This is a genomic window from Psychroflexus torquis ATCC 700755 (genome assembly GCF_000153485.2).
In the GTDB taxonomy this organism is placed as follows: domain Bacteria; phylum Bacteroidota; class Bacteroidia; order Flavobacteriales; family Flavobacteriaceae; genus Psychroflexus; species Psychroflexus torquis.
The window spans coordinates 1,981,629-2,002,511 of sequence record NC_018721.1 but is presented as its reverse complement, the minus strand read 5'-3'; the positions used below and the strand labels follow the sequence as shown (position 1 = coordinate 2,002,511).

Genomic DNA, 20,883 nt, shown 5'->3' with positions numbered 1-20,883 from the left:
GTTTCGCACCCATTATTCACAGGGTTTAATTGGAAAAAAATAGCATGAAAACCAAGGGAAACCCTTGGTTTTACTGTATCTTTAAGTAACTAAACACAAAGTACAAAACATGCTACAACACGAATATATTGCAAAAGTTCAAGAAATAAAAGGGAAGTTTAATAAGGTTTGGTTTAATTCAGACTATTTACGGGCACATCTGAATATTTTAGGCTTCAATAGAATAAAAAAACAATTCAGTTGGTGCAAAAAGGCGGGTTTTTCATTTGAGGATTTGATCGCTACGCTCTTGATTTTGCCCCTTATTGGAATTAATTCTATTTATGGACTTACAACTGACAAAGATCCAGAACTTAATAAATGTGGAAAAGATTCATACTATCGAATCTTGGCAAATCAAAAAATTAATTGGAGAGCTTTTTTGGCCCAGTTTGTAAAGCAATATCTATTGAAAGATGAACTCTTCACCCCCTCAGCAGACCCTACAAGATGCTTGATCTTTGATGATACTGATCTTTCAAAAACAGGAAAGACTATTGAAGGAGTCTCAAAGATCTACAACCATGTGTCAAAGACCTACTATTTAGGTTTCAAGCTACTTGTGGCTGGGTATTGGAATGGAAGTGTTTTTATCCCCATTGATTTTAGTCTGCACCGTGAGAGCAAAACATCAAGATTAAAATATGGTCTAACCGCAAAGCAGCGTAAGGCCCAAAAGAAGACACCAAGATGTAGTAAAACAGTTGCGGCAAAGAGGTATAGGGAACTCAATAAAAAGAAAACAGACCTAGTAGTGCAAATGTTTTCCAGGGTTGTAAAGCGTAAAATTCCTGTAGACTATATTTTAATAGATACCTGGTTTACAAGTGTGGGATTACTTAAAAAGTTACGAAGTATTTGCAGTTCGACCCATATTATTGGGATGTATAAATACAATAGTAAAATTGAAGTCAGATCAAAGGTCAAAACTTTAGCACAACTTAAAAAACAGAAAGCAAAGCCCAAGCGCTGTCGTAAATTCAATTACTACTACCATCATTACATAGCTGAAATTGATGGGCTCAAGGTTGCTCTCTTTATTTCGAAGCGTGGGAAGAACGGCAAATGGCACACCTTAATAACCACTGATACATCACTCAAATTTGTAAAAGCAATTGAAGTATATAGTATTCGATGGTCAATTGAAGTCTTTTTTAAAGAAGCCAAGCAGCTCTTTGGTCTTGGAAAGTGTCAGTCTACCAATTTTGATGTCCAGATTGCACAAATAACAATTGCAATGACCCAATATCTGCTCACAAGTATTCGGTACAGAATGGAGGCTTATGAAACCATAGGCGGATTATTTAAAGATTTAAAACAGGATTATATTGAAAATAAGCTGAATATCAGAATATTGGCAGTTGTCAACTTAATTTTAACCAATTTGGAAAAACTAGTAGAATCAATTGATATTGAACTTATTACATCCAAAATAATAGAGGATATTGAGAGTTATGGGTTTCTAACAAATACCCATAGCTTTAATCATCAAGGTGTTAAGTGAAATTGATTAGGTGCGAAACTTGAGTTAATTAATGTCTTTTCGCTTATATTCACCTAGGTCACATACTTTATCTTCCATATGGGGATGGAGTTATGGCCCCCTAGCTTCATATATTCAAAACAGCTCTACTTTCGATATATAAAAGCAGAGCTGTTCTGGATATATGCTATATAACTTTAAAGGCTCACAAAATGTGGATCTACGAGTTGGCAACACTGTTCATACAAGCTGATCTAAAACTACAATTCAGGTCACAAAATCTTAATCACCCCTACATTTTTCTACGCCAAATACTAACTTCTGAGCTCATCACTTCAAAATGTCTACTCGACTTTCTTACAGGATAGGTGAGGTTGAAAGGATTAGACTCTTGCGTAAAATGCTCTGATAATACCTGGCTAATCCCATCGATAGATCTAATAGGTTCTCCATCTTTTTTGAAGCCACCAATCCAGTTATCTATTTGACTTACAGATTCTTTATACTCGTAAGTTGAACCTAGTATAAGCAGTCCATCAGCATTTAATCTTTGATGAATTTTACTAAGGAATTCTTTAGGTTTACGTATTTCTTCAAGCAGATTCATAGCTACAATGACATCATAATTTGTGTAGCGGTCTTTTAATTTCGTCGCATCATCCTGCATAAATTGGATGCGACTATGATTGTCGTTTAATTTTAAATCCTTCAGGAGAACATCTTTAAAAATGGATAATTCACCTTCATCTTTAATAACGTAACGCAACAATCCATTTTTTTGCAATTCGATAGCTGGTTGAATAAATCTTGCAGAAGTATCTATTGCTGTAACCTCTTTGAAATGTGAAGCAGCTTCAAACGCTAAGCGACCGGTATCACAATTTAGATCTAGGAGTCTTTTTCCAGATGAATTTTCAACGTATTTTTTTAAAATATCTAAAACTTGAAGTGGCAATTTTGACATTCCTAAATAGGACTCCCCATAATTTTGCTCGCATGAAATGGCTACTTCTTCATCAGTTACGTAACTATCTACACGTATGTCGGGCTCGTGGTTAGACTCAACATATCTAAACCCAACATGCTGATAGAAATGCCTGCGAAACGAATAGCGAGCATGTAAAGTGGCTTCGTTTCCTGTAGAGATCCAAGATCCCCCTTTAATGATATTATGCTTACCATCAAAAGTTGGGGTTGAAAAATCATCATATAATGGGTGAACTTTAAAACCAGGGTAACCTGTGATAGGCGTTTCTGTCCATTGCCAAACATTCCCTATCACATCGTAAAAGTCACCAAAAGAAAACGTATTCACTGGACAAGATGAACTGTAATGTTCTAGGTTTATATTCCCTGGCGCTACGTCCCAATCTGTAGCCTCCTTGACTTGGGAAACTTCTACGAGTCGATACCATTCAGATTCTGTAGGCATACGCAGTTTTTTGCCGGTTTTAGCAGACTTCCAATTGCAAAATGCTTTGGCTTCCAAATAATTAATTTCTGCTGGAAAGCTCCATTTCATAGGGACAAATTCGGTCATCAAACGCAATTTATACGTCTCATTTTCTTTTATCCAAAATTGAGGATGTTCAGCTTTTTTATAAGTACACCAAGACCAGCCTTCCTCAGTCCACCACTGCTTATCTTTGTAACCATCATTTTCTATGAATTCAAAAAATTCAGCATTAGAAACCAGATATTTTGAAGCTTTAAAGTCGTCGACAGTTTCTAGGAAACTCCCGTATTCCAGATCCCAACCATAAAGAGGATGATTATGTGGTTTTCCCATATTTACCTCTGAGCCTTCTACAGCGACTAATTCGTTTGCAATAACCGGTTCATCTTCTTTGCAAATATTGGAAAATAGTCCACTTTGAAGCTTCTCTACAGGGAGCTGTCTTATTAAGACCGATGAGGTTTCAATATGAATATTTTGGTGTTCAATTCCCATAATAATAGTCCAAAACGGACTTTCCCAGTTGATAGGAAGTTCTAGCGGTAATTCTTCTATGAGTTTGGCAATGGTTGTTCTTACAACCTCACGATACTCTCGAACTTCAGATACCGAAGGCCAAGCGTAATTTTCTTTGTTGAGATCGTCCCATGACATTTCATCCACACCAATGGCGAAAATTGATTCAAAAGAAGGATTGATATGAGAGGGTAGCAGCCCCGCTAAAACCAACTTATTTATAAAAAAACAAGAGGTGTGGCCATAATAAAAAATAATAGGATGGCGAAGGTGGTCTGCACGCATATAGAAAGTAGCGTCGTCTTTAACTGTTTCATAGAGTTCTGTGTCTAAGTCAAAAGTTCTATGGAAATAATCAAGGATTTCTTGTCGTTTTTCTTCTGGAGTTCCATCAATTAAATGAGGAGTTTTTATATTGAATTCTTTCATAATATTTTTGAATAGGGCTTAACCATATAGAGTTTAAGCATTTTAAAAGGCTCTTTTGAAACGGGTTTTAATTTTTCTTGGAGGATACTTCCGCAGTATTCAAATCCGAATTTTTTATATAGGTTGACTGCGATTTCATTTTTACTCCACACTCTCAGTAAAACGTATTTTATATCACTGCTCAGGTTTATTTCAAATTCTTTAAACAATCCTTTGCCGAGACCCATACCCCGAAACTTATCGTCTACAAGTACTTCAGCGATATATAAAGAGTCTTTATCACTGTATTTGTTTTGAATTGATTCAGGTCGTTCTTTATCAAAACTTGGGGGTGTTACAATTAGCGCTGCAACAAGTTGATCATCAGAAAACCCAAAAATTCCATATCCTTTTGTAAACAAGTTATCGAGGTAAAGTTCTGCTTCTTCATTACTGATATGTTGAGCAGAAAGACCTTTTGTAAATGTCCCTAAGTATAGATTCTTAAGCGATTGACTTAATTCTAAATATATTTCTTTACGCGCTTTTTTGAAAGTAATCATGACCTGCAAAACTATGTTTAAAGATTTTCAAATAAGTCTTTACTTTTATTAAAAATTCATTAATTAAATTAGGAAAGTATATTTTATACGGAAATAGGAATTCAATATTAAAAATTCTTAAAAGGATTACTTTTTGTTGGTTTTGGAACTTTTAATTTGCAAACATCAAGCTTTTTGAAAGGGATTAACAAGTTTTACTATCTTTAAAGCTTTGATTTTATAAATATCTATCTATGAAAACTCTTATTTACGTTACTATTTTGTTAATGGCTTCAGTTTCTTCTGCGCAAACCTTTAAAATTTTAGAAAAAAAGGAGCAACTAACAAAATATGAAGGGTTTTTCGATTTTTGGTATTCAGAAAAGGAAGATAAAATTTATATGAAGGTTGAACAGCTTGACCAAGACTTCCTCTACGTGCATTCACTTACGACTGGTTTGGGCTCCAACGACATCGGTTTGGATCGTGGACAGCTTGGAGGAACAGCCATTGTAAAGTTTCAACGTGCTGGAAACAAGCTGCTATTGGTTCAGCCCAATCAGGATTATAAAGCTATAACGGATAATAGTTTAGAGCGCCGAAGTGTTGAACAAGCTTTTGCCAAATCTGTTTTGTATGGTTTCAAAATTGAAGACGAAAGTGATAAGAGTTTCCTTATCGACCTCACTCCTTTTCTAATGGAAGATGCTCACGGTGTCTCTAGACGATTGAAACAACAAAAGCAGGGGACTTACAAATTGGATAAAAATAAAAGTGCACTAGCCATGCTTCGCACCAAAGCTTTTCCTAAAAATACAGAATTTGAAGCTTTGCTTACCTTTTCAGGCGATCCTGAGGGGAGAAATATTCGCTCAGTTGCTCCGGATGCCTCTAACTTAACGGTAACCCAACACCACAGTTTTGTCCAGTTACCTAAAGACGGCTATAAAAAACGTGAATTTGACCCCAGAAGCGGTTCTATTTTTATGTCCTATCAGGACTATGCAACGCCGATTTTTGAGCCGTTGGTTAAGCGATACAGCATTCGCCATCGCTTGGAAAAAAAGAATCCCAATGCAGACATAAGCGAAGCTAAAGAACCCATTATTTATTATTTGGATCCTGGAACACCAGAGCCTGTAAGATCTGCTTTGTTAGATGGTGCCAGATGGTGGGATCAGGCCTTCGAAGAGATTGGTTATAAAAATGCTTTTCAGGTCAAGATGCTTCCAGCCGATGCAGATCCTATGGACCTTCGCTATAACGTAATTCAATGGGTACACCGTTCCACAAGGGGTTGGAGCTATGGTGCTAGTGTCGTTGATCCGCGCACAGGTGAAATTCTAAAAGGTCATGTAAGTTTAGGTAGCCTTAGGATTCGTCAGGATTATATGATCGCACAGGCCTTGATGAATCGACCTTTTGAGATTTCTGATGATAATTACCAACCTATGTTAAAGATGGCTTTGGCGCGTATCCGTCAGTTGGCGGCACACGAAGTTGGCCATACCTTGGGGTTTGCACACAACTTTTCTGCCAGTGCACAGGGTAGGACGAGCGTTATGGATTATCCACATCCAAAACTGAAATTAAAAGATAACCAAATCGACTTCTCTGAAGCTTACGATACCAATATTGGCGAATGGGATAAAGTCACCGTTGCCTATAGTTATGGGGATAGCGGTACCAATAAAACTGAAAAACAATACTTAAACGCTATTTTAAAACAAGCCGAAGCCGATGGTTTGCGGTTTATAAGCGATGCTGATGCGCGAGCTCAAGGTGGAGCGCATGCCTATGCTCATTTGTGGGATAATGGAAAAGATGTCTATAAGGAGTTAAGTCGTCTTTTAGAGCTACGCAAAACAGCCATTTCAAACTTTTCTATAGACAATATCAAGACGGGTGAACCATATTCAGTTTTAGAGGATGTGTTCGCCTCTTTATATTTTTTCCATCGCTATCAAACAGAGGCCACCATTAAACTTATTGGTGGTTTGGATTACAACTATGCAGTTAAAGGCAGTAGCTTAACACCAGTTGAGAGGATTCCAAAATCCGATCAGATCAAGGCTCTTGAAGCGGCTTTAAATACTCTTGATGCAGAAGCTTTGGCTATTCCAGAGCGAATTTTGGACCTGTTTCCACCTCGTGCATTTGGTTATGCCAGAAGCCGCGAATCCTTTAAAAGTAAAACAGGGGTTGGTTTTGATGCTTTGGGCGCCTCCGCTACAGCAAGCGATATGAGCTTAGGCTTATTACTGCATCCAGAGCGTGCCAACCGACTCATCCAGCAGAAATCTTTAGAGAAGTCAAATTTAGGACTAGAACAGGTCTTGGAGGAATTGGTAAAAAACACGTTTGGAAAGCAACACGACTCTGCTTATTTGAGTGAAGTCCAAAACACCATCAATTTTAATGTATTAAAGCACCTGATGAATCTTTCAGCGAATTCAGGGAGTATTCCACAAGTAAAGGCTTTTGCAAACAAAACCTTGAAGGGATTGAAAAACGAATTTAGGGAATCCAACTCAGTAGTTGAAATGGAAATGACGTACCGTATCGATCAGTTTATGGACGAACCGGAAAAGTTCAAGGTAATTCCATCACCCAAAATCCCAGATGGTAGTCCAATTGGGAGCTTTCAATGCTTGAATAACTGATTATTGAATAGTAGGAACCTAGAATAAACGGCTAAAGAAAAACAGCCTCTGTCTTATCAAATTATGAGACTAGTCTTTTAAGCTATCACTAAAAGAAAACACAACAGGGTTCTGTATTTTAAACATTCTTTTATTTACACCCATTATTCTATGGTTTTAGGAGCTTTTGTAAACTTAAATAGTCAGCACTCTTTTATATCTTCAGCTTTTAGAGAGTGTTCTCGATAGATAAAAAATTAAACTCACTTATTTTAAAAGAGTTTGTGATTAACTTGTATTATTGTGTTTATAAAACTAATTGTCAGCAAATAGAATAAAACAAAAGGTAGTAATGCAAAAGATTGAAGTAGTTGCTGGAGTAATCTTTTTTCAGAATGAAATTTTGTGCGTTCAAAGGCCAAAAAACAAACTGGCCTATATATCTGAGAAATTTGAATTTCCCGGTGGGAAAGTGGAACATGGTGAAACAAAAAAGGAAGCTTTGGAACGTGAATTGCTAGAAGAATTAAGTATTTCAACACATATCAAAGCATTGTTTCTTACAGTTGTTCATGAATATCCAGATTTTGAATTGACTATGCATAGTTTTATTTGCGAAGTTGAAACAAAAGAACTTACACTTCATGAACATATAGCTAAAGAGTGGCTAACGCTAAAAGAACTTAAAAAACTTGATTGGGCAGCAGCGGATATTCCCATAGTAGACAAATTACTAGTGAATGGATAAGCTTACTGAAATTTTCAATAGAAGTTTACAAACGGGTTATGTAGATAAAACCATTTCATCGGATCTAGACTACCAACCTGAACTACTCGTCAATCAAAAAAATCCACCAAAAAAAGTTCTTTCATCAATACTTCATGAACTAGAAAACTGCAATCAATTTTATATCTCTGTTGCATTTGTAACAACAAAGTTTAGACAATAGGTGACTAGTTTAATACTAATAATAAATAACCATACACTAATATGTTGGCGATCATTGTAAAAAATAAATCCAATACAATAACTTTTACTAACTTTGATAAAACTGATAAAAAAAATGGATAATGAACATAGGGAACAGATTATTGAAAATGCTAAACAATTTTTCAGAGCTGAAATTGCACAAAGCCATATCGACGGAGCTTGTAAAAGAGCTAGTAGCCTTTCAAACTATAATGTAAATCCCTTTTTATTTAAATATTTGGCTAATTTTTTGACAGGAAATGATGACCCTAAAAGTATTGCTAAAGCTTTGGTTCTTCCAAGGGTATTGGGCTCTTCTATTACAACTTCTTTTGGAATGAAAGTCCAGAGCTTAATAACATCTTTATTTCAAGGTCTTGGCTCCACAACTCAAGGAATCGATATAGAGTTCATTGATGCGGTGGATGAAAGAAAAAAATACTGTCAATTAAAAGCTGGACCAAACACGATAAATCGCGATGATGTAACAACCATCGTTAATCATTTCGATGGTGTAAGAAATCTAGCTAGAACCAATAATTTAAATGTTGGAATAAATGATATGATTGTTGGTGTGGTTTATGGTGAAGTATCTGAATTAAGCTCCCATTATCGAAAGATAGGGCAAAATTATCCAGTATACATAGGTCAAGATTTTTGGTACCGATTAACAGGAAAAGAAGATTTCTACTTTGAACTAATAGATGCTATAGGAGAAGTAGCTCTAGAAGTTGATGCCAGCAAGGTGGTTGAAACTACAATAAATAAATTAACCAAAGAAATTGAAGAAAAATACAAATAGACTGTTTTATTTTTCTGTATAAAATTCATTTAAAAATTTGACTAAAGAATAACCTATCTCTTTTGCAAGGTTAATAGGGACAGCATTACCTATTTGTTTGTATTGTTGTGAAACGGATCCTTCAAAGCTCCATTTATCTGGAAAAGTTTGAATTCTAGCATATTCCCTTACTGTAAATGGCCGCGTTTCTTCAGGATGGCATCTCTCTGTTTGCTTCTGAGCTGGGCTACACGTTAATGTTAAACACGGCTCATCCCAACCAATTCTTCTTGCCATGCCTGTTTTTCCACCTCCAAGATAGAAACTCTTTTGCATGTATTCTTTCTGAAGATCTATAGGTAAATCTCTCCAATAGCCTTTTGGTGGAATTAAGTCCAACACTTTCTTTTTGTTTTCTGGGTATTGTGTTCCTTTAGAAATTGGAACTTTTGAATCGTAAAGCTCTCCTTTTTTCAAGGCATCACTAAGGTTGTATACTTTTTCATATGGTGAAGGATAAACATATTCTAAATCAATGTCTTTTCGTACCCCCACTAAAATCAACCTTTCTCTTTTTTGGGGAACATTATAGTTTATTGCCTTTAGAATTTGAACTGGAGCAACTACGTTATATCCGATTTCATCTAAAATAGAAATCATACCCTTCAAAGTTTCACCGTTCTCATGGTTCAATAATCCACGTACATTCTCTCCAATACAAATTGCTGGTTTTACTTCTTGAATTACTCTAGCAAACTCATAAAACAATGTTCCACGAGCATCTTTTAAACCTAGTTTTTTACCCGCGTAACTAAATGCTTGACATGGAAATCCCCCCGTTACAATATCAACTTTATTCTCATATTGTCTAAAATCAAAATTCTTAATATCTCCTTCAAGGATATTCCAACTAGGTCTATTAGTTCGAAGAGTTTGACAAGCCCATTTATCAATTTCATTTAGTGCTGTACACTTTATTCCCGACTGTTCTAATCCGATTGCAAGACCCCCAGCTCCAGCAAATAGTTCAAGAACAGAATAATCGTTATTTGGTTTCACAAAATTCCCCACTACATGATTTATATTTTCGGCATTTTGGAATTCAGGAAATAATTGTAACTGTTCCTTGCAATAAACACGATAGTTACTCATAGGTTCTCGAACCGCTGACAACTTACCATCTCGATCCCATCTTCTTAGGGTTTCAGTGCTTTTTCCTAGAATATCAGCAACTTCAGAAATAGAATAATAATCTTTAATAACCATATTACACAACATTATACATGGTTACAAATATAGTTAAATTTTGTTTCCGACAAACTGAATAGTAATTTTTTGTCGCAAAAGTTGTAAATCTTGTAATACAACTTTTTTTACACCAATAAAGTGGTCACTTTGTTTAAAAGTTAAATCTGCAATTTTTTTTTAGACGGGTTAATCAGCGTATTAAAATCAACGATTCACCAATCTCCTAATCCTCCTCCTTAGTCTCCACCTCAGGCAAAATTGCACAATTATTCCAAAGTCAAGTATCTAATGTCTTGGAATATTCTTCCGGAAGTTGTTTTGTTACATTGCTGTATTTACTGCTTAAGCATCATATTGGATCGACTTTAACTAAAAGGGGTTTGTTTCCACATCAAAAACACCATGCCAAACGCTTTGTTTATAATCATTTGTACGCATTCCGATTACACTAGTGTTGATCCATGTTTTTCCCTCGTGTTGCTGAGTAAATGGCAATCCAGAATAACAAAGGTAGACAAATTCCAGTTGTAAAAATTCGGTTCAATTTAGAAAATCCTGTTATAGCTCCCATCTATACCTATTTACAAGAGAATAGAAAGATAAGAGATTCCTCTTCAGAAAATAATGGAAAAACTGTTCCACTAGTAAGAACGACACCTGTTGAAAAAGAGTTACTAAACCCTATCCCATTTTATAATTTTTATGCCGCAGCAGGAACGTTTAGTGAAATGCAATTAGAAAAAGATTTTTCCTTAATAGAAGGCTCAGAAAAAAGTAATTCAAATAACGATTATTTTGCTTGTAAAATAGTTGGTGAATCAATGAATAGAGTAATCCCGAATGGTTCAATCTGCTTATTTAAAGCAAATCCAGTGGGCAGTAGAAACGGGAAAATCGTTTTGGTAGAAAATATGGATATTCAAGATCAAGATTTCAATTCCGCTTTTACTATCAAAACATATTCAAGTGAAAAAGTGTTTTCGGGGGAAAGTTTTAGACATAAGTCTATTGTTTTAAGGCCAAATTCGCTTGATGATTCTTATGAAGATATTATTCTCAATGAAGAAAGTGCATCAGGAATGAGAGTTGTCGGGGAGTTTATTGAGATTTTAAAAAGTTAAAAAAATGAATGTCAACTTTCTAACCTACTAAAATCGGTAGTAGAGAATAGAATCAAAAATTAAGCAATAAAGACTTGGTTACAAATGCTCTTACTTTTTTGATGACAATAGCTATTTGAAAAAAAACTTTTAAACTATAGAAAAAATGAAGACAATTAATAATTGCTTAGTAGATTACATCACTGCATGTCGCACCATTGAAACAATCAATTTAAAAAATACTGATAAACTTTTTTACGTTTATAATTATGAAGGAAATCACTTCAGGCTTTTCACAGACGTATTAGGATTAGTAAAATTCTTCGAATTTGGCTTAGAACCAAAATATTCATTTTTAACTGAAGGTGAATTAGAAAGTTTTATAGAAGCTAACGCAGAGATTTAGTTGGATTACATCCTCCCATTTAACCGATGTCGCACTGGAATGATGCCATCAAAAGTTTGGACAGGTCAATAAGAGGCAACGGGGGGATATTTAATTGTTAAAGGAAACGGAGATGTTCTGTGTTATCACATTTATAATAGAAATGAATTTGAGGACTATTTGCTAAATAATACAAAACTCGATACTGCGAGTTCTTCAAGACATGGATTTGGAGAGATTTATAAAGAAAGTAATCAATTGAATTTGCAAATTAGATTCACAAAATAATATTGTTAAAAGCAATTTTATAGAAGAACTAACAATAAGCCTTGATCCCAACTTTAATCTACTTCTGTTAATCAAAACCCCATAAACCGTTACTAAAAACTAACACATGAACATCAATAAAGCTCGTAAAGCCCTACAATAAATATACTTTTATTTATATCCATTATTTTAGGGTTTTACGAGCTTGTGGAAATTAAAACATTAGTAGGTGTGTTTACAACTCCAGCTTTTATAATAGCGGCTTCCCTTAGTCATAAATCTAGGAAAGATGGGACCTGATAAACTAATTGATGAGTTTTTTAAAATAATTCGTCGCTACTTTTTAAAAGACAAACTCAAAGGCATTGTATTGTGAAGACAAAACATCTTGTTAAGGCCTTTAGCGGAAGCCTAATAAATCTGTATTTTTGCCTTCCTAAAAGAAAAGATGATGCAAGATCCTAAAATGCTTAATTATATAGTAGAAGTCCTCAAAAATATGCCAACAGACTGGTTGAAACTCACCACTCATCGATTGGATATTTTTAATGAAAGTTTGGCTAAAACCCAATTCATAGATCAGTTTGAAGCCTTGTATAAAGCCCAGAATTCAGACACATCAGCTCTTAGTGAATTGCCTACTGCTTTTGACTATATTCGCTTGGGTCATCCCTTATCTTCTATATTGGAATGGGGCATTGCTCATATGCATGATTTAAAACCAGAACAGGTCATTGCTTTTTCATCTCAGACGATGCCGGTTTTAGCCGTCCTCAGAAAGAATGTATTCGATCATAAAAACACTCAAATCCTGTATACAGGAGACTTGCCTCCGGCTTTCGATTTTAAAGCCCTAGAGGATGTTTATGGGTATAACTTTGAATTAAAGCAGGTTAAAAATGCAGACGATATTCCTGACTTTAGGGGCAGTAACATTTTCATTTCTCAAGATGATGAAATGGGAGGAGCCGACCTGTCGACTGCAATCGATTTCTACGTTAGTGTACAACCTCCATTTGGAAGTATTATACTCGTTAATAGTGAAGAAAGCGAAAGTTATATCTCAGAGATTCAACATGTGCGAAGACGGGAAACCATCGCCATGACACCAGCCGATTCTTTTTCTGCCTTACAGCAACTCGTCGGGAAATCCCCCTCTACTCCAGTCGAAAGGGATACAGCAAAGAACAAAGCAAGTGTAGTCAAATCGGTACAAGAGATTACCGCAACCAAGTCTAAAGTGTTATTGGGGTCTTGTGGACTATCCGTTCAATATGCGATCATGATGGGGCTTATAGACGATGCCAAAGAAAAGCATCCAGGAAAAAACATCAAAATCATTGTTCCACCCAACTGTTATGGAGGAACCAATGATCAAGCTAGACGAGTGGTAGCGGCGGTAGAAAACGTAGATATTTTAGACCTACCTGTAGATCGGGATAATGATATGGTACAAAGCACCGATCAAGTTCTAGACCAAGTGGCGAAGCTAGACGCCATTCCTTACATTATTGCTGAAATTCCAACTAACCCAAGAGTTGAAGTTCCAGACTTGGAAAAATTAAAAGCAGTTTTAAGTAAGACCCGCCAAACCCCTACTGGAAAAACGGCTATTGATCCTGTTTTTATCTTGGACCAAACTTTTTGTCCTAATGTTCAATTTTTAAGCAAAGAGGGTATTTTCTCTTCTATACGATCAATTTCCTACGTGAGTGGATCGAAATTTCCTAGTGGTGGAAAATGTACCACGGGTTACTGTGTTGCCAACGAAAAAGCAGAAGATCTAATGCCAGCCATAGAAAAGCATTTTAAACTTTGCGATAACGAGGCTACAGATCTTCAAGTGGAAATCTTAGCAGAGCAGTTGCCATCTATGAACAAGAGGATTGCAGACGCGTATATAAACACCCGTGAGTTTGTCAATTTTATCAAAAAAGAGCTACCAGAAGCAAAAATCAATTTTGTTCCAGATGAGGTGGTTGAGCAAGGGTTTACACCATCCGTATTTTCATTAGATCTCCCTACGAAAGGGAACACGGATGAAGAAAGAGAAGCTTATAAAAGAGCTTTAAATCAAAAACTCATCGATATGATGATTAGCGAAATTCCTAATGAAAGCAAGCACTGTGTGAGCTATGGGCAGTTAAAAGGATGTTACTGGACCATCCCAGCAACCTCCACTCAAGGAACCACTAAAGAAGAAGATAAGGATTATATTGCCCGCGTTTCTGTGTCACCAAATCTGGATTTGGAACATCATAAGCAGGTTTTTTCTGACTTTGTAGAGCAACTTTAATTTATATCAATTCAAACTTATAATTTCGGAATAAATCGTTTTACCGAAACGAATTTGGCATATGCTTTTTTTGCTTGCTTTTATCAAAAATAGTTATCGTAACTAAGGCTATTTTTATTATTTTTAATTTCAATCCATCAAAAAAACCTGTGCTGAGCTGCGTTGTAGTATAATTTAATTTATTGATACGACATTATAAACTTAATTTGGTAGTATGTATGAAAGTGTTAGTTTAGATGAAAATAAAACAACGCCCTAAATAGATATATACCCTATACTGAAGATTTGAATTGGGTTTATACGGATTTTGCAGCACATTAAAATGGAAGCAGTAACAATCTCATACGACAAGACAATTAAAAGTCACTTTCCTGCTGACCAAGAAGTACTAATTTGTTTGTTTCCGTTCAACCATCAGGTGTTTGCTGACCATTTCAATTGGGAAGCCGATTTAAAGAATACCTATCCGCTTTTAGCGCCAAAAAGTTGGAAAGAAATTAGTGATGATATCGGCTTTAACTCATTGAATAGATTAGCAAAAGGAATTTTAGAACTTCAAGATACTTTTCAATCTGAATTGAAGGACTATTGTGAATGGAAAAAAATAGACTTTCCTGATTATGTGTCTGACAAAATTCCTGTAGGTCTACTCATCCCATTAATTCGATATTTTAAATACAAAGGGTTGACAGATTTACTAACTAAAAAATTAGAAAGGTTTCCAGATTCAAAAAATAAAATTGTGCCCTTCAAGAATAAAGACGAATTTGATATCTATCTTGAAATCGAAGAAGCAAAATCTCTCAAAAGCAAAGATGGAATTGAAATTCTTTTACCCGATTACGATTGCCCTTATGCCCTCATGATAGGATCCAAAAGAACTTGTCTTGACATAGTAAAAGCTTGTGATATAGAATATATGGAAACTAACAATCATAAACGGTTTGATTGGTGGAATCAAGACTAAAATGAAGACGTGCTACAACATTGTATATGCGATAGTGCCTGCTTTACGTCTAAAAGTCAATACCTCTCAAGGAGCAAACTTTACGGTAAATTAAAAGGATGTACTTCGAGATGCCGCACTACACTTATACTCACTTTGGCAAACATTAAAATAAACTATGAAAAGAATATTTTTACTACACCTTATAACCCTTTTTACGATTGGCTGCTTCTCTCAAGAAATTTCAAATAAAGAGATCCGCAAAAAAATGATAGCTAAAGAGGTGATCCGGACTGAATATTATGGAGAGGAAATGGTATTAGCCAAAATGAAAAGCACAAAAAAATGGGGCCTATACTCTATTTATGTAGGTATGGACATTGAAGATTTCTCATTTGAAGAAGTTATTGCCCCAAAATTTGATTCACTAAGCTTTTTTGAACCAGAAGCACGATTTCAAATCGTAAAGCAGAAGGATAAATACGGTATTCTTTTACTCCCTTTTGAAATTGAAGATGCTGGGGATAGAGTGAATTGCAAATTTGATAAAATCATCCATAAAAATATCAATGGAGAAGATTATATACTCGTTAAGGAAGATGATAAATGGGGTTTAATAGATTGGTTTGATGGTTTTTATATTGTAGACCCAATATTTAACACACCAAAGGAAGTTCCATTAGTAAGAATGGAAAGTTGGATGGTAGAAACCTTCAAACTAGCAAAAACAAAATTGAATGCTGACCTTGTAATTTTTGATCCACTCAATGGAGATGGTGCTTTAAAAGCACGAAATAAAGAAACTAAAAAGTGGGGAATGTATCAATTTCTGGACATGAATATGGAGGAAAAAGAATTAATACCAATGCAATATGATAGCTTAAACTTTTATTCCTTCAACGTAAAGTACACTGCAGTATATAATAACGGAAAAGCAGGATTTTACCTCTCTTATTGGAGTTATGATGAGCAGGCCAAACAAACTGTGGCTTGCAAATATGAAGATTACAAAAGGTATGATGCCGATGGTGTCTCAAAACTTGCTGTTAAGAAAAACGGCAAATGGGGTTGGGTCGATTGGCTAACGGGAGAAGAAAAAAGTGAGTTTATATACATTAGTACTGATGATTTACCCTATCCGCATTTCAAACAAAATTATTGGTTTGATGAGTAAAAAAATTACTTTCATAGTTTAAATAATGTCAAAAAATAAGACTATTAATGACTTGAATATTGAACATTTAAAAAAAGATATGAAATATTTGGCAATTTTGTGGAATGGCCAACATTAAAAAAAGGGAGTTTACCAATAATGTATAAAAATATTAACAGAGATCATAGCTAATATTAATAGTGTTGCCAACATTAAACTTAGTAAAAAACTGAAATATTCTTCTTACAAAGCCGGCTACTATTTTCACTAACCTTGGTAATAGTGGGACATGAATTACTTAAGTCTAATAATCATATTTAATTTATTGTTATCGTTACCTTCAAATTAGCAAGATCATAAACTACTAATTGTAAAAATTATATACATAAAATGAAGTCTCGATTTAAAATATTAACAGTTGATCTTGATTGCCTAATAAATATAAATTATAAGTTTCTAGACTACCCTTATTTACATTATTGTAGCTCCGAAAAGGATTATTGTCTAGCTCCATTTGAAGACATTAATAAAAGGGATGACTATTCTGATCAACTTGCACCACTCGTCTTTTGTCCAAAAAGTGAAATAATAGCAAGTTTGAATACTCTAAAAAAATACTTAATAAATGGATTGTATTTGTTTGAGAGGGACCCGATTTGGAAAATGGAATGTTTAATTACTCCTGCTCAAATAATAATCGAGATACAAAATTTAATAAACCATTTAACAAATAATAATCAAAAAAGATTAGCAACCCTGGTAGAATATGAATATTAAACTTATAATAATACGGAGTCATTTAATGGTGTAGATTCCAATTCTTAAAGACAAAGTTCATAGTCACGATGAAAAATAATATTAGAGAATGGTTCACAATAATTAGCTACAGGACTAGCTATACTAATTACAGGATAAAATTGAACCAAAAACTATTGACAATAACTAAGTATATCGCTTGCCGATAGGCCAACACTTCAACAGGCTCAGTGGAGTCCGCTATATGATTTGTTGACTGATCCGTGATTGCTGGTAAGGTGTAAATTGACGATTAGGCCATAGACCTTAAAAAAGGAGAAGATTGGTTTTACATCAAATTAGGCATTGTTTTTCTTTGATGGTCACTTGAAGCAACTTTTTTTTGGGTTTGTTTGTTTCCTTTTATGTGAGTTTCACTCGATATTACCCTTTTTTCTTCAGTTTAGGCAGTACTCTGCTAATCTTCTTTTTAGAACTGTTTTTTAATTTTTGTATTCCAGTTTATCCTTTATAATTTTTTTGTAATCCTTTGGCGGCCCTCGACTGTCAAAAGTAAAAAGTGTGATCAAGGTTTCCTTTTACAACTTGGACAACAGCGATGGAGAGATTTCTCTTGAATGGCAAAGGGTATTATGTATGCTAAGTTTTTATCTCTTAATTTCAGTTACTTTCAAAGTTGCGTCTGGTTTTTAGTGTGTTAAATAATCAAATCTTTGAGCGATTTCAGCTCTTGCTGGTTAAAGACCATAGCAAGGTTCTGTTTCATTCTTCATACGTGAATTTTGGTTTAAGGAGGGCTCTTTGGCAACACTATTCCCAATAGTGCACTTCAATTTTGGATACGAACTGTTTAAAAGCCTTCATTTCTCTTGGAGTAAACTCAAGGCAGATGTTGATGAGGTAAAGAAAATAGGCATTGTTACTTTTACTTTAGGCGAACTGTCCGTTCAAGTTTTTCGATAGTGACTTTGTATTTCGGCACTCAGGTCTTCTTATACCAAAATATATCTATAATGCCGTATGAATAAATCGAATTACTTTTTGGTTGATTGAAATTAAAAATAATTAGCATAGCCTTAGCTACGGTAATTATTTTTGATAAAAAGCAGGCGGAAAAGAAACGATTTATTACGACATTATAGGTTTAATTTGGTATTAGTAACAATCCATCTTTAACTGCCCATTATGCTGAAGCTCGTCGAGGCTAGTTGCAGAATGTTCTGCGAGTAAACTTTCCAGCACATCTAAAACATCGTGTTGCATCGCTAGCGAACCACAAATCATAACCACACCACCTTCTTGAACTGTTTTGAGAACACTATCCTTTTGTTGGATTACCAGATTTTGGACGTATTCTTTACTTCCCTCTCTTGAATGGGATTTATGGATTGTGTTATTTTCATTTTTCGAAATAATCCCTTTAAGAATGTCATCATAAATAGCTGATGAAGCTACGGTCCTACCTCCCCAAAATAAGTTAATTGTTGTGTTTCTATTCTGTTCTATCATCCCCAAGTATGGGGCTATCCCAGTTCCGTTTGCTATCAATACTGTAGCAGTCGTTTTTTTAGGGAAATGAAAATGTTGATTAGCCTTTACAGCGGCCTCAATGGTATCGCCCTTACTCAATTCGTAGAGATAGGAGGAGCACTGGCCAAACTCGTGTTTTTTGATGCTTAACAGTATTTCATCGCCTATTCTGGCAATAGAATATTGACGGGTAATAGTAGTTCCTTTTATTAATATGACCAATAAATCGCCAGAAGTGAATTTTATTTTTTTCTTGGGCTTTAATCGAATCAGAAAAGTGTCATCTACATTTAATCCAGTACGTCCCAAAACTTCAAAAGGGATTTGCTTGAGCTGCCTTTTAATTTTTTTAGGCTGCTGTATCGATAACGAAATATCAATTTGTTTGCTCAATTGTTTGACCCAGTTTTCAAAATCAGCAGCATCTGCATTATTGATTTTATAAAGTGGGAACAAGGGCTGAAAATCAGGATGTATTTGCAAGATCGCATCAACTTTTATAGCAAACTTACAATAGTCTGGATATTCCAAGGAACCAAATCCTACTACGGAATATCGGATTTTGTTCGGTTGTTGGATAGTTGAAAAAATAGCTTCAAACTTCCTGGCGTTTGAAGGGGGTTCGCCTTCGCCGTAGGTCGCAGTAAATATGATGATGCGTCTTGCTTTAGCGAAAGTGCAATACTTATTCAATTCGGTCATATAGACTTTTTTACCAGTAGCATTCAAACTTGTATAAAGTTGCCTTGCAAAATCGAATGTTGTTCCTGTTTCTGACCCCACTAAAATAACAAATTCACAGTCGTCCTTATCTGGCATTATGGAAATGGCTTTTACTTTTTTTCTACGTTTCAGCGTCATCGCAAAACCTGAATACATAAAGAATAGAATGGAAGCACTTGCAAGTAGTAAAACAATAGACCAAAAGACATTTCCTTCGCCTGTATGCAGCTTCCAACTTAAACGGGATGCCAATGCTACAAAAGGATAATTGGCTTCACTTACAATTTGTCCTGTTTGTTGACTGACCCTTATTTCCTTATTCTTTAATGCGACTTGATAATACTCCTCAGGATTTTCAGAAAATGGAAAATCTACCTTTCTTATTTGGTCGAGCGTGGTTGCCTTGAAAAAAGGAATATCAATAATATGCTCAAAACGTTCTGTCGTATCCGTATTATTAATTTCTTTATGCGTGATAGTAGCATTGGGTAGTAATTCAAATTTTTCTGCGGAAAGATAGACACCTGTAAAAGCAAGAATAACAATTGGAATAAAAAACCATCGGCTTAAAATAACATGGTATCGAAGTTCAAAATAATCTTTTTGAACTTTTGAAAAAAGACGTTTAAAACCTCCTTGCCTTTTGGCGAGAAGCAATACTCCAGTAATGGTAATCAGTAAAAGTAAAAGCGAAATCAAACCCACAAAAAACCGTCCGATGCTTTTAAGAAAAAGAGAACGATGTAGATTAGTGGCAAAACTATAAATAAAGGGTCGCTCTTGTATTTGGCCCAATTCTAGGCCTGTGTTTGGATCGATGTAGATATCGAGCATTTCCATTTCCAAAGTAAGAACAGAGGCCTTTACAAAACCTGATGTTTCTACTTCGAGTGCAAATACGTCGTCGTAATTTTTTTTCAGCGCCTCAGTGGTAGTCCCTAAAGATATCTTGTCCAAATCTTGAACTGCATACCCTTTAGCTTGATGCGAAATGGGCTCAATGGCTAAAATCACACCTGTCACCGAGGCAATGAGTAAAAACAAAGAAGAAGCAAAGGCAAGTATAAAATGACTGTATCGCCAAATAGAAATTGTCATAGGTAATTTTTACTGCAGAAGCATTCTTATATAGCGTATAAACCCTTTCCCCTCTTTTTTGGATTTAAGATTTTCTGTGGTCAACTCAAATTGAATATCAGCGGCATAATAGTCTTGGTCTTCTACCGAAGTTTCAAAACGCAGGCTGTATCCTTTATCAACTTTATCGGTTGGAATCTGCAATACAGTAACGGTACGTTCGCCACCGCTTATCGTTGCACTCGAAATAGCATCGATATTAGGGCGATATTTCCCATAGAATTTCCACCATTCAGGGATTTCACTAAACCATTCACTGTCTTTGCCTTGCACGTAAAGGGTTTCTTCATAGTCGCCAGATGGATTCATTAAAGAAACAATTACATAAGCACCTTCGCCTGTGTAATTGGTCATTTGTATAAGGCATTTTACAGCTTTGTTTTCAGTAGTTGTAAATGCCGAGAGCAATAATATTGCAATTACCATCACAGGAATAATTTTAAATAGTGTTTTCATTAAGCTAAATTTTTAAGGCCCAACTTGTCCCGAATTTATTTCGGGATTA

At 35.2% G+C, this 20,883-nt stretch carries 15 protein-coding genes and 3 pseudogenes; 11 read left to right on the top strand and 7 right to left on the bottom strand.

Annotated elements, in window-relative coordinates:
* Positions 1 to 109: 109 nt before the first annotated feature.
* Positions 110 to 1,543, top strand: coding sequence for an IS4-like element ISPto3 family transposase (locus P700755_RS08590; protein ID WP_015022725.1), 1,434 nt, complete (start codon positions 110 to 112; stop codon positions 1,541 to 1,543).
* A gap of 271 nt (positions 1,544 to 1,814) precedes the next feature.
* Here P700755_RS08590 and ovoA read toward each other — a convergent pair whose 3' ends face one another.
* Entirely contained in the window at positions 1,815 to 3,923 is a 2,109-nt protein-coding gene (gene ovoA, locus P700755_RS08585; protein ID WP_015024289.1) for a 5-histidylcysteine sulfoxide synthase, read from the bottom strand.
* Positions 3,920 to 4,465 (bottom strand): GNAT family N-acetyltransferase, encoded by a 546-nt coding sequence (locus P700755_RS08580; RefSeq protein ID WP_015024288.1) that lies wholly within the window; start codon positions 4,463 to 4,465, stop codon positions 3,920 to 3,922. Before P700755_RS08580 ends, ovoA begins: the two co-directional genes overlap by 4 nt.
* 233 nt (positions 4,466 to 4,698) lie before the next feature.
* On the opposite strand from P700755_RS08580, the gene P700755_RS08575 reads away from it, so the two are divergent.
* The 4 genes from P700755_RS08575 to P700755_RS08560 all read left to right on the top strand — a co-directional run bounded on the left by P700755_RS08575 (position 4,699) and on the right by P700755_RS08560 (position 8,858).
* Positions 4,699 to 7,107, top strand: coding sequence for a zinc-dependent metalloprotease (locus P700755_RS08575; RefSeq protein ID WP_015024287.1), 2,409 nt, complete (start codon positions 4,699 to 4,701; stop codon positions 7,105 to 7,107).
* Between the two features lie 331 nt (positions 7,108 to 7,438).
* Entirely contained in the window at positions 7,439 to 7,834 is a 396-nt protein-coding gene (locus P700755_RS08570; protein ID WP_015024286.1) for a (deoxy)nucleoside triphosphate pyrophosphohydrolase, read from the top strand.
* Positions 7,827 to 8,036 carry a hypothetical protein gene (locus P700755_RS08565; RefSeq protein ID WP_041758264.1) on the top strand — a complete coding sequence of 70 codons (210 nt, stop codon included), beginning with the start codon at positions 7,827 to 7,829 and terminating at the stop codon, positions 8,034 to 8,036. Before P700755_RS08570 ends, P700755_RS08565 begins: the two co-directional genes overlap by 8 nt.
* A gap of 114 nt (positions 8,037 to 8,150) precedes the next feature.
* Complete coding sequence (locus P700755_RS08560) at positions 8,151 to 8,858, top strand: PmeII family type II restriction endonuclease (protein WP_015024285.1); 708 nt, start codon at positions 8,151 to 8,153, stop codon at positions 8,856 to 8,858.
* A gap of 6 nt (positions 8,859 to 8,864) precedes the next feature.
* Here the strand turns inward: P700755_RS08560 and dcm are convergent, their stop codons facing one another.
* A complete protein-coding gene (gene dcm / locus P700755_RS08555; protein ID WP_015024284.1) occupies positions 8,865 to 10,103 on the bottom strand; it encodes a DNA (cytosine-5-)-methyltransferase in 1,239 nt (412 codons plus the stop codon).
* Between the two features lie 470 nt (positions 10,104 to 10,573).
* On the opposite strand from dcm, the gene P700755_RS08550 reads away from it, so the two are divergent.
* From P700755_RS08550 to P700755_RS08530, 6 genes and pseudogenes are all read left to right on the top strand, one after another.
* The gene (locus tag P700755_RS08550; protein ID WP_041758262.1) at positions 10,574 to 11,206 is read left to right on the top strand and encodes a S24 family peptidase; all 633 of its coding nucleotides are present in this window, start codon (positions 10,574 to 10,576) and stop codon (positions 11,204 to 11,206) included.
* A gap of 145 nt (positions 11,207 to 11,351) precedes the next feature.
* Positions 11,352 to 11,591 carry a hypothetical protein gene (locus tag P700755_RS08545; RefSeq protein ID WP_015024283.1) on the top strand — a complete coding sequence of 80 codons (240 nt, stop codon included), beginning with the start codon at positions 11,352 to 11,354 and terminating at the stop codon, positions 11,589 to 11,591.
* 84 nt (positions 11,592 to 11,675) lie between these two features.
* A pseudogene (locus P700755_RS20680) lies at positions 11,676 to 11,858 on the top strand (HpaII family restriction endonuclease); the annotation flags it as partial.
* A 430-nt stretch (positions 11,859 to 12,288) separates the two neighbouring features.
* The gene (locus tag P700755_RS08540) at positions 12,289 to 14,133 is read left to right on the top strand and encodes a PLP-dependent aminotransferase family protein (RefSeq protein WP_041758260.1); all 1,845 of its coding nucleotides are present in this window, start codon (positions 12,289 to 12,291) and stop codon (positions 14,131 to 14,133) included.
* Between the two features lie 322 nt (positions 14,134 to 14,455).
* Positions 14,456 to 15,100, top strand: coding sequence for a hypothetical protein (locus P700755_RS08535; protein WP_015024281.1), 645 nt, complete (start codon positions 14,456 to 14,458; stop codon positions 15,098 to 15,100).
* A gap of 157 nt (positions 15,101 to 15,257) precedes the next feature.
* On the top strand, positions 15,258 to 16,253 hold the full coding sequence (locus tag P700755_RS08530; RefSeq protein ID WP_015024280.1) for a WG repeat-containing protein: 996 nt from the start codon (positions 15,258 to 15,260) through the stop codon (positions 16,251 to 16,253).
* 1,217 nt (positions 16,254 to 17,470) lie between these two features.
* Here the strand turns inward: P700755_RS08530 and P700755_RS21275 are convergent.
* The 4 genes and pseudogenes from P700755_RS21275 to P700755_RS08515 form a co-directional block, all read right to left on the bottom strand.
* Positions 17,471 to 17,652, bottom strand: a pseudogene (locus P700755_RS21275) (IS91 family transposase); the annotation flags it as partial.
* A 146-nt stretch (positions 17,653 to 17,798) separates the two neighbouring features.
* Positions 17,799 to 17,903 (bottom strand): annotated as a pseudogene (locus P700755_RS21270) (DUF6686 family protein); the annotation flags it as partial.
* 240 nt (positions 17,904 to 18,143) lie between these two features.
* Positions 18,144 to 20,339, bottom strand: coding sequence for a PepSY domain-containing protein (locus tag P700755_RS08520; protein WP_015024278.1), 2,196 nt, complete (start codon positions 20,337 to 20,339; stop codon positions 18,144 to 18,146).
* Positions 20,340 to 20,348: 9 nt separating this feature from the next.
* The gene (locus P700755_RS08515; protein WP_015024277.1) at positions 20,349 to 20,834 is read right to left on the bottom strand and encodes a DUF2271 domain-containing protein; all 486 of its coding nucleotides are present in this window, start codon (positions 20,832 to 20,834) and stop codon (positions 20,349 to 20,351) included.
* Between the last annotated feature and the right edge of the window lie 49 nt (positions 20,835 to 20,883).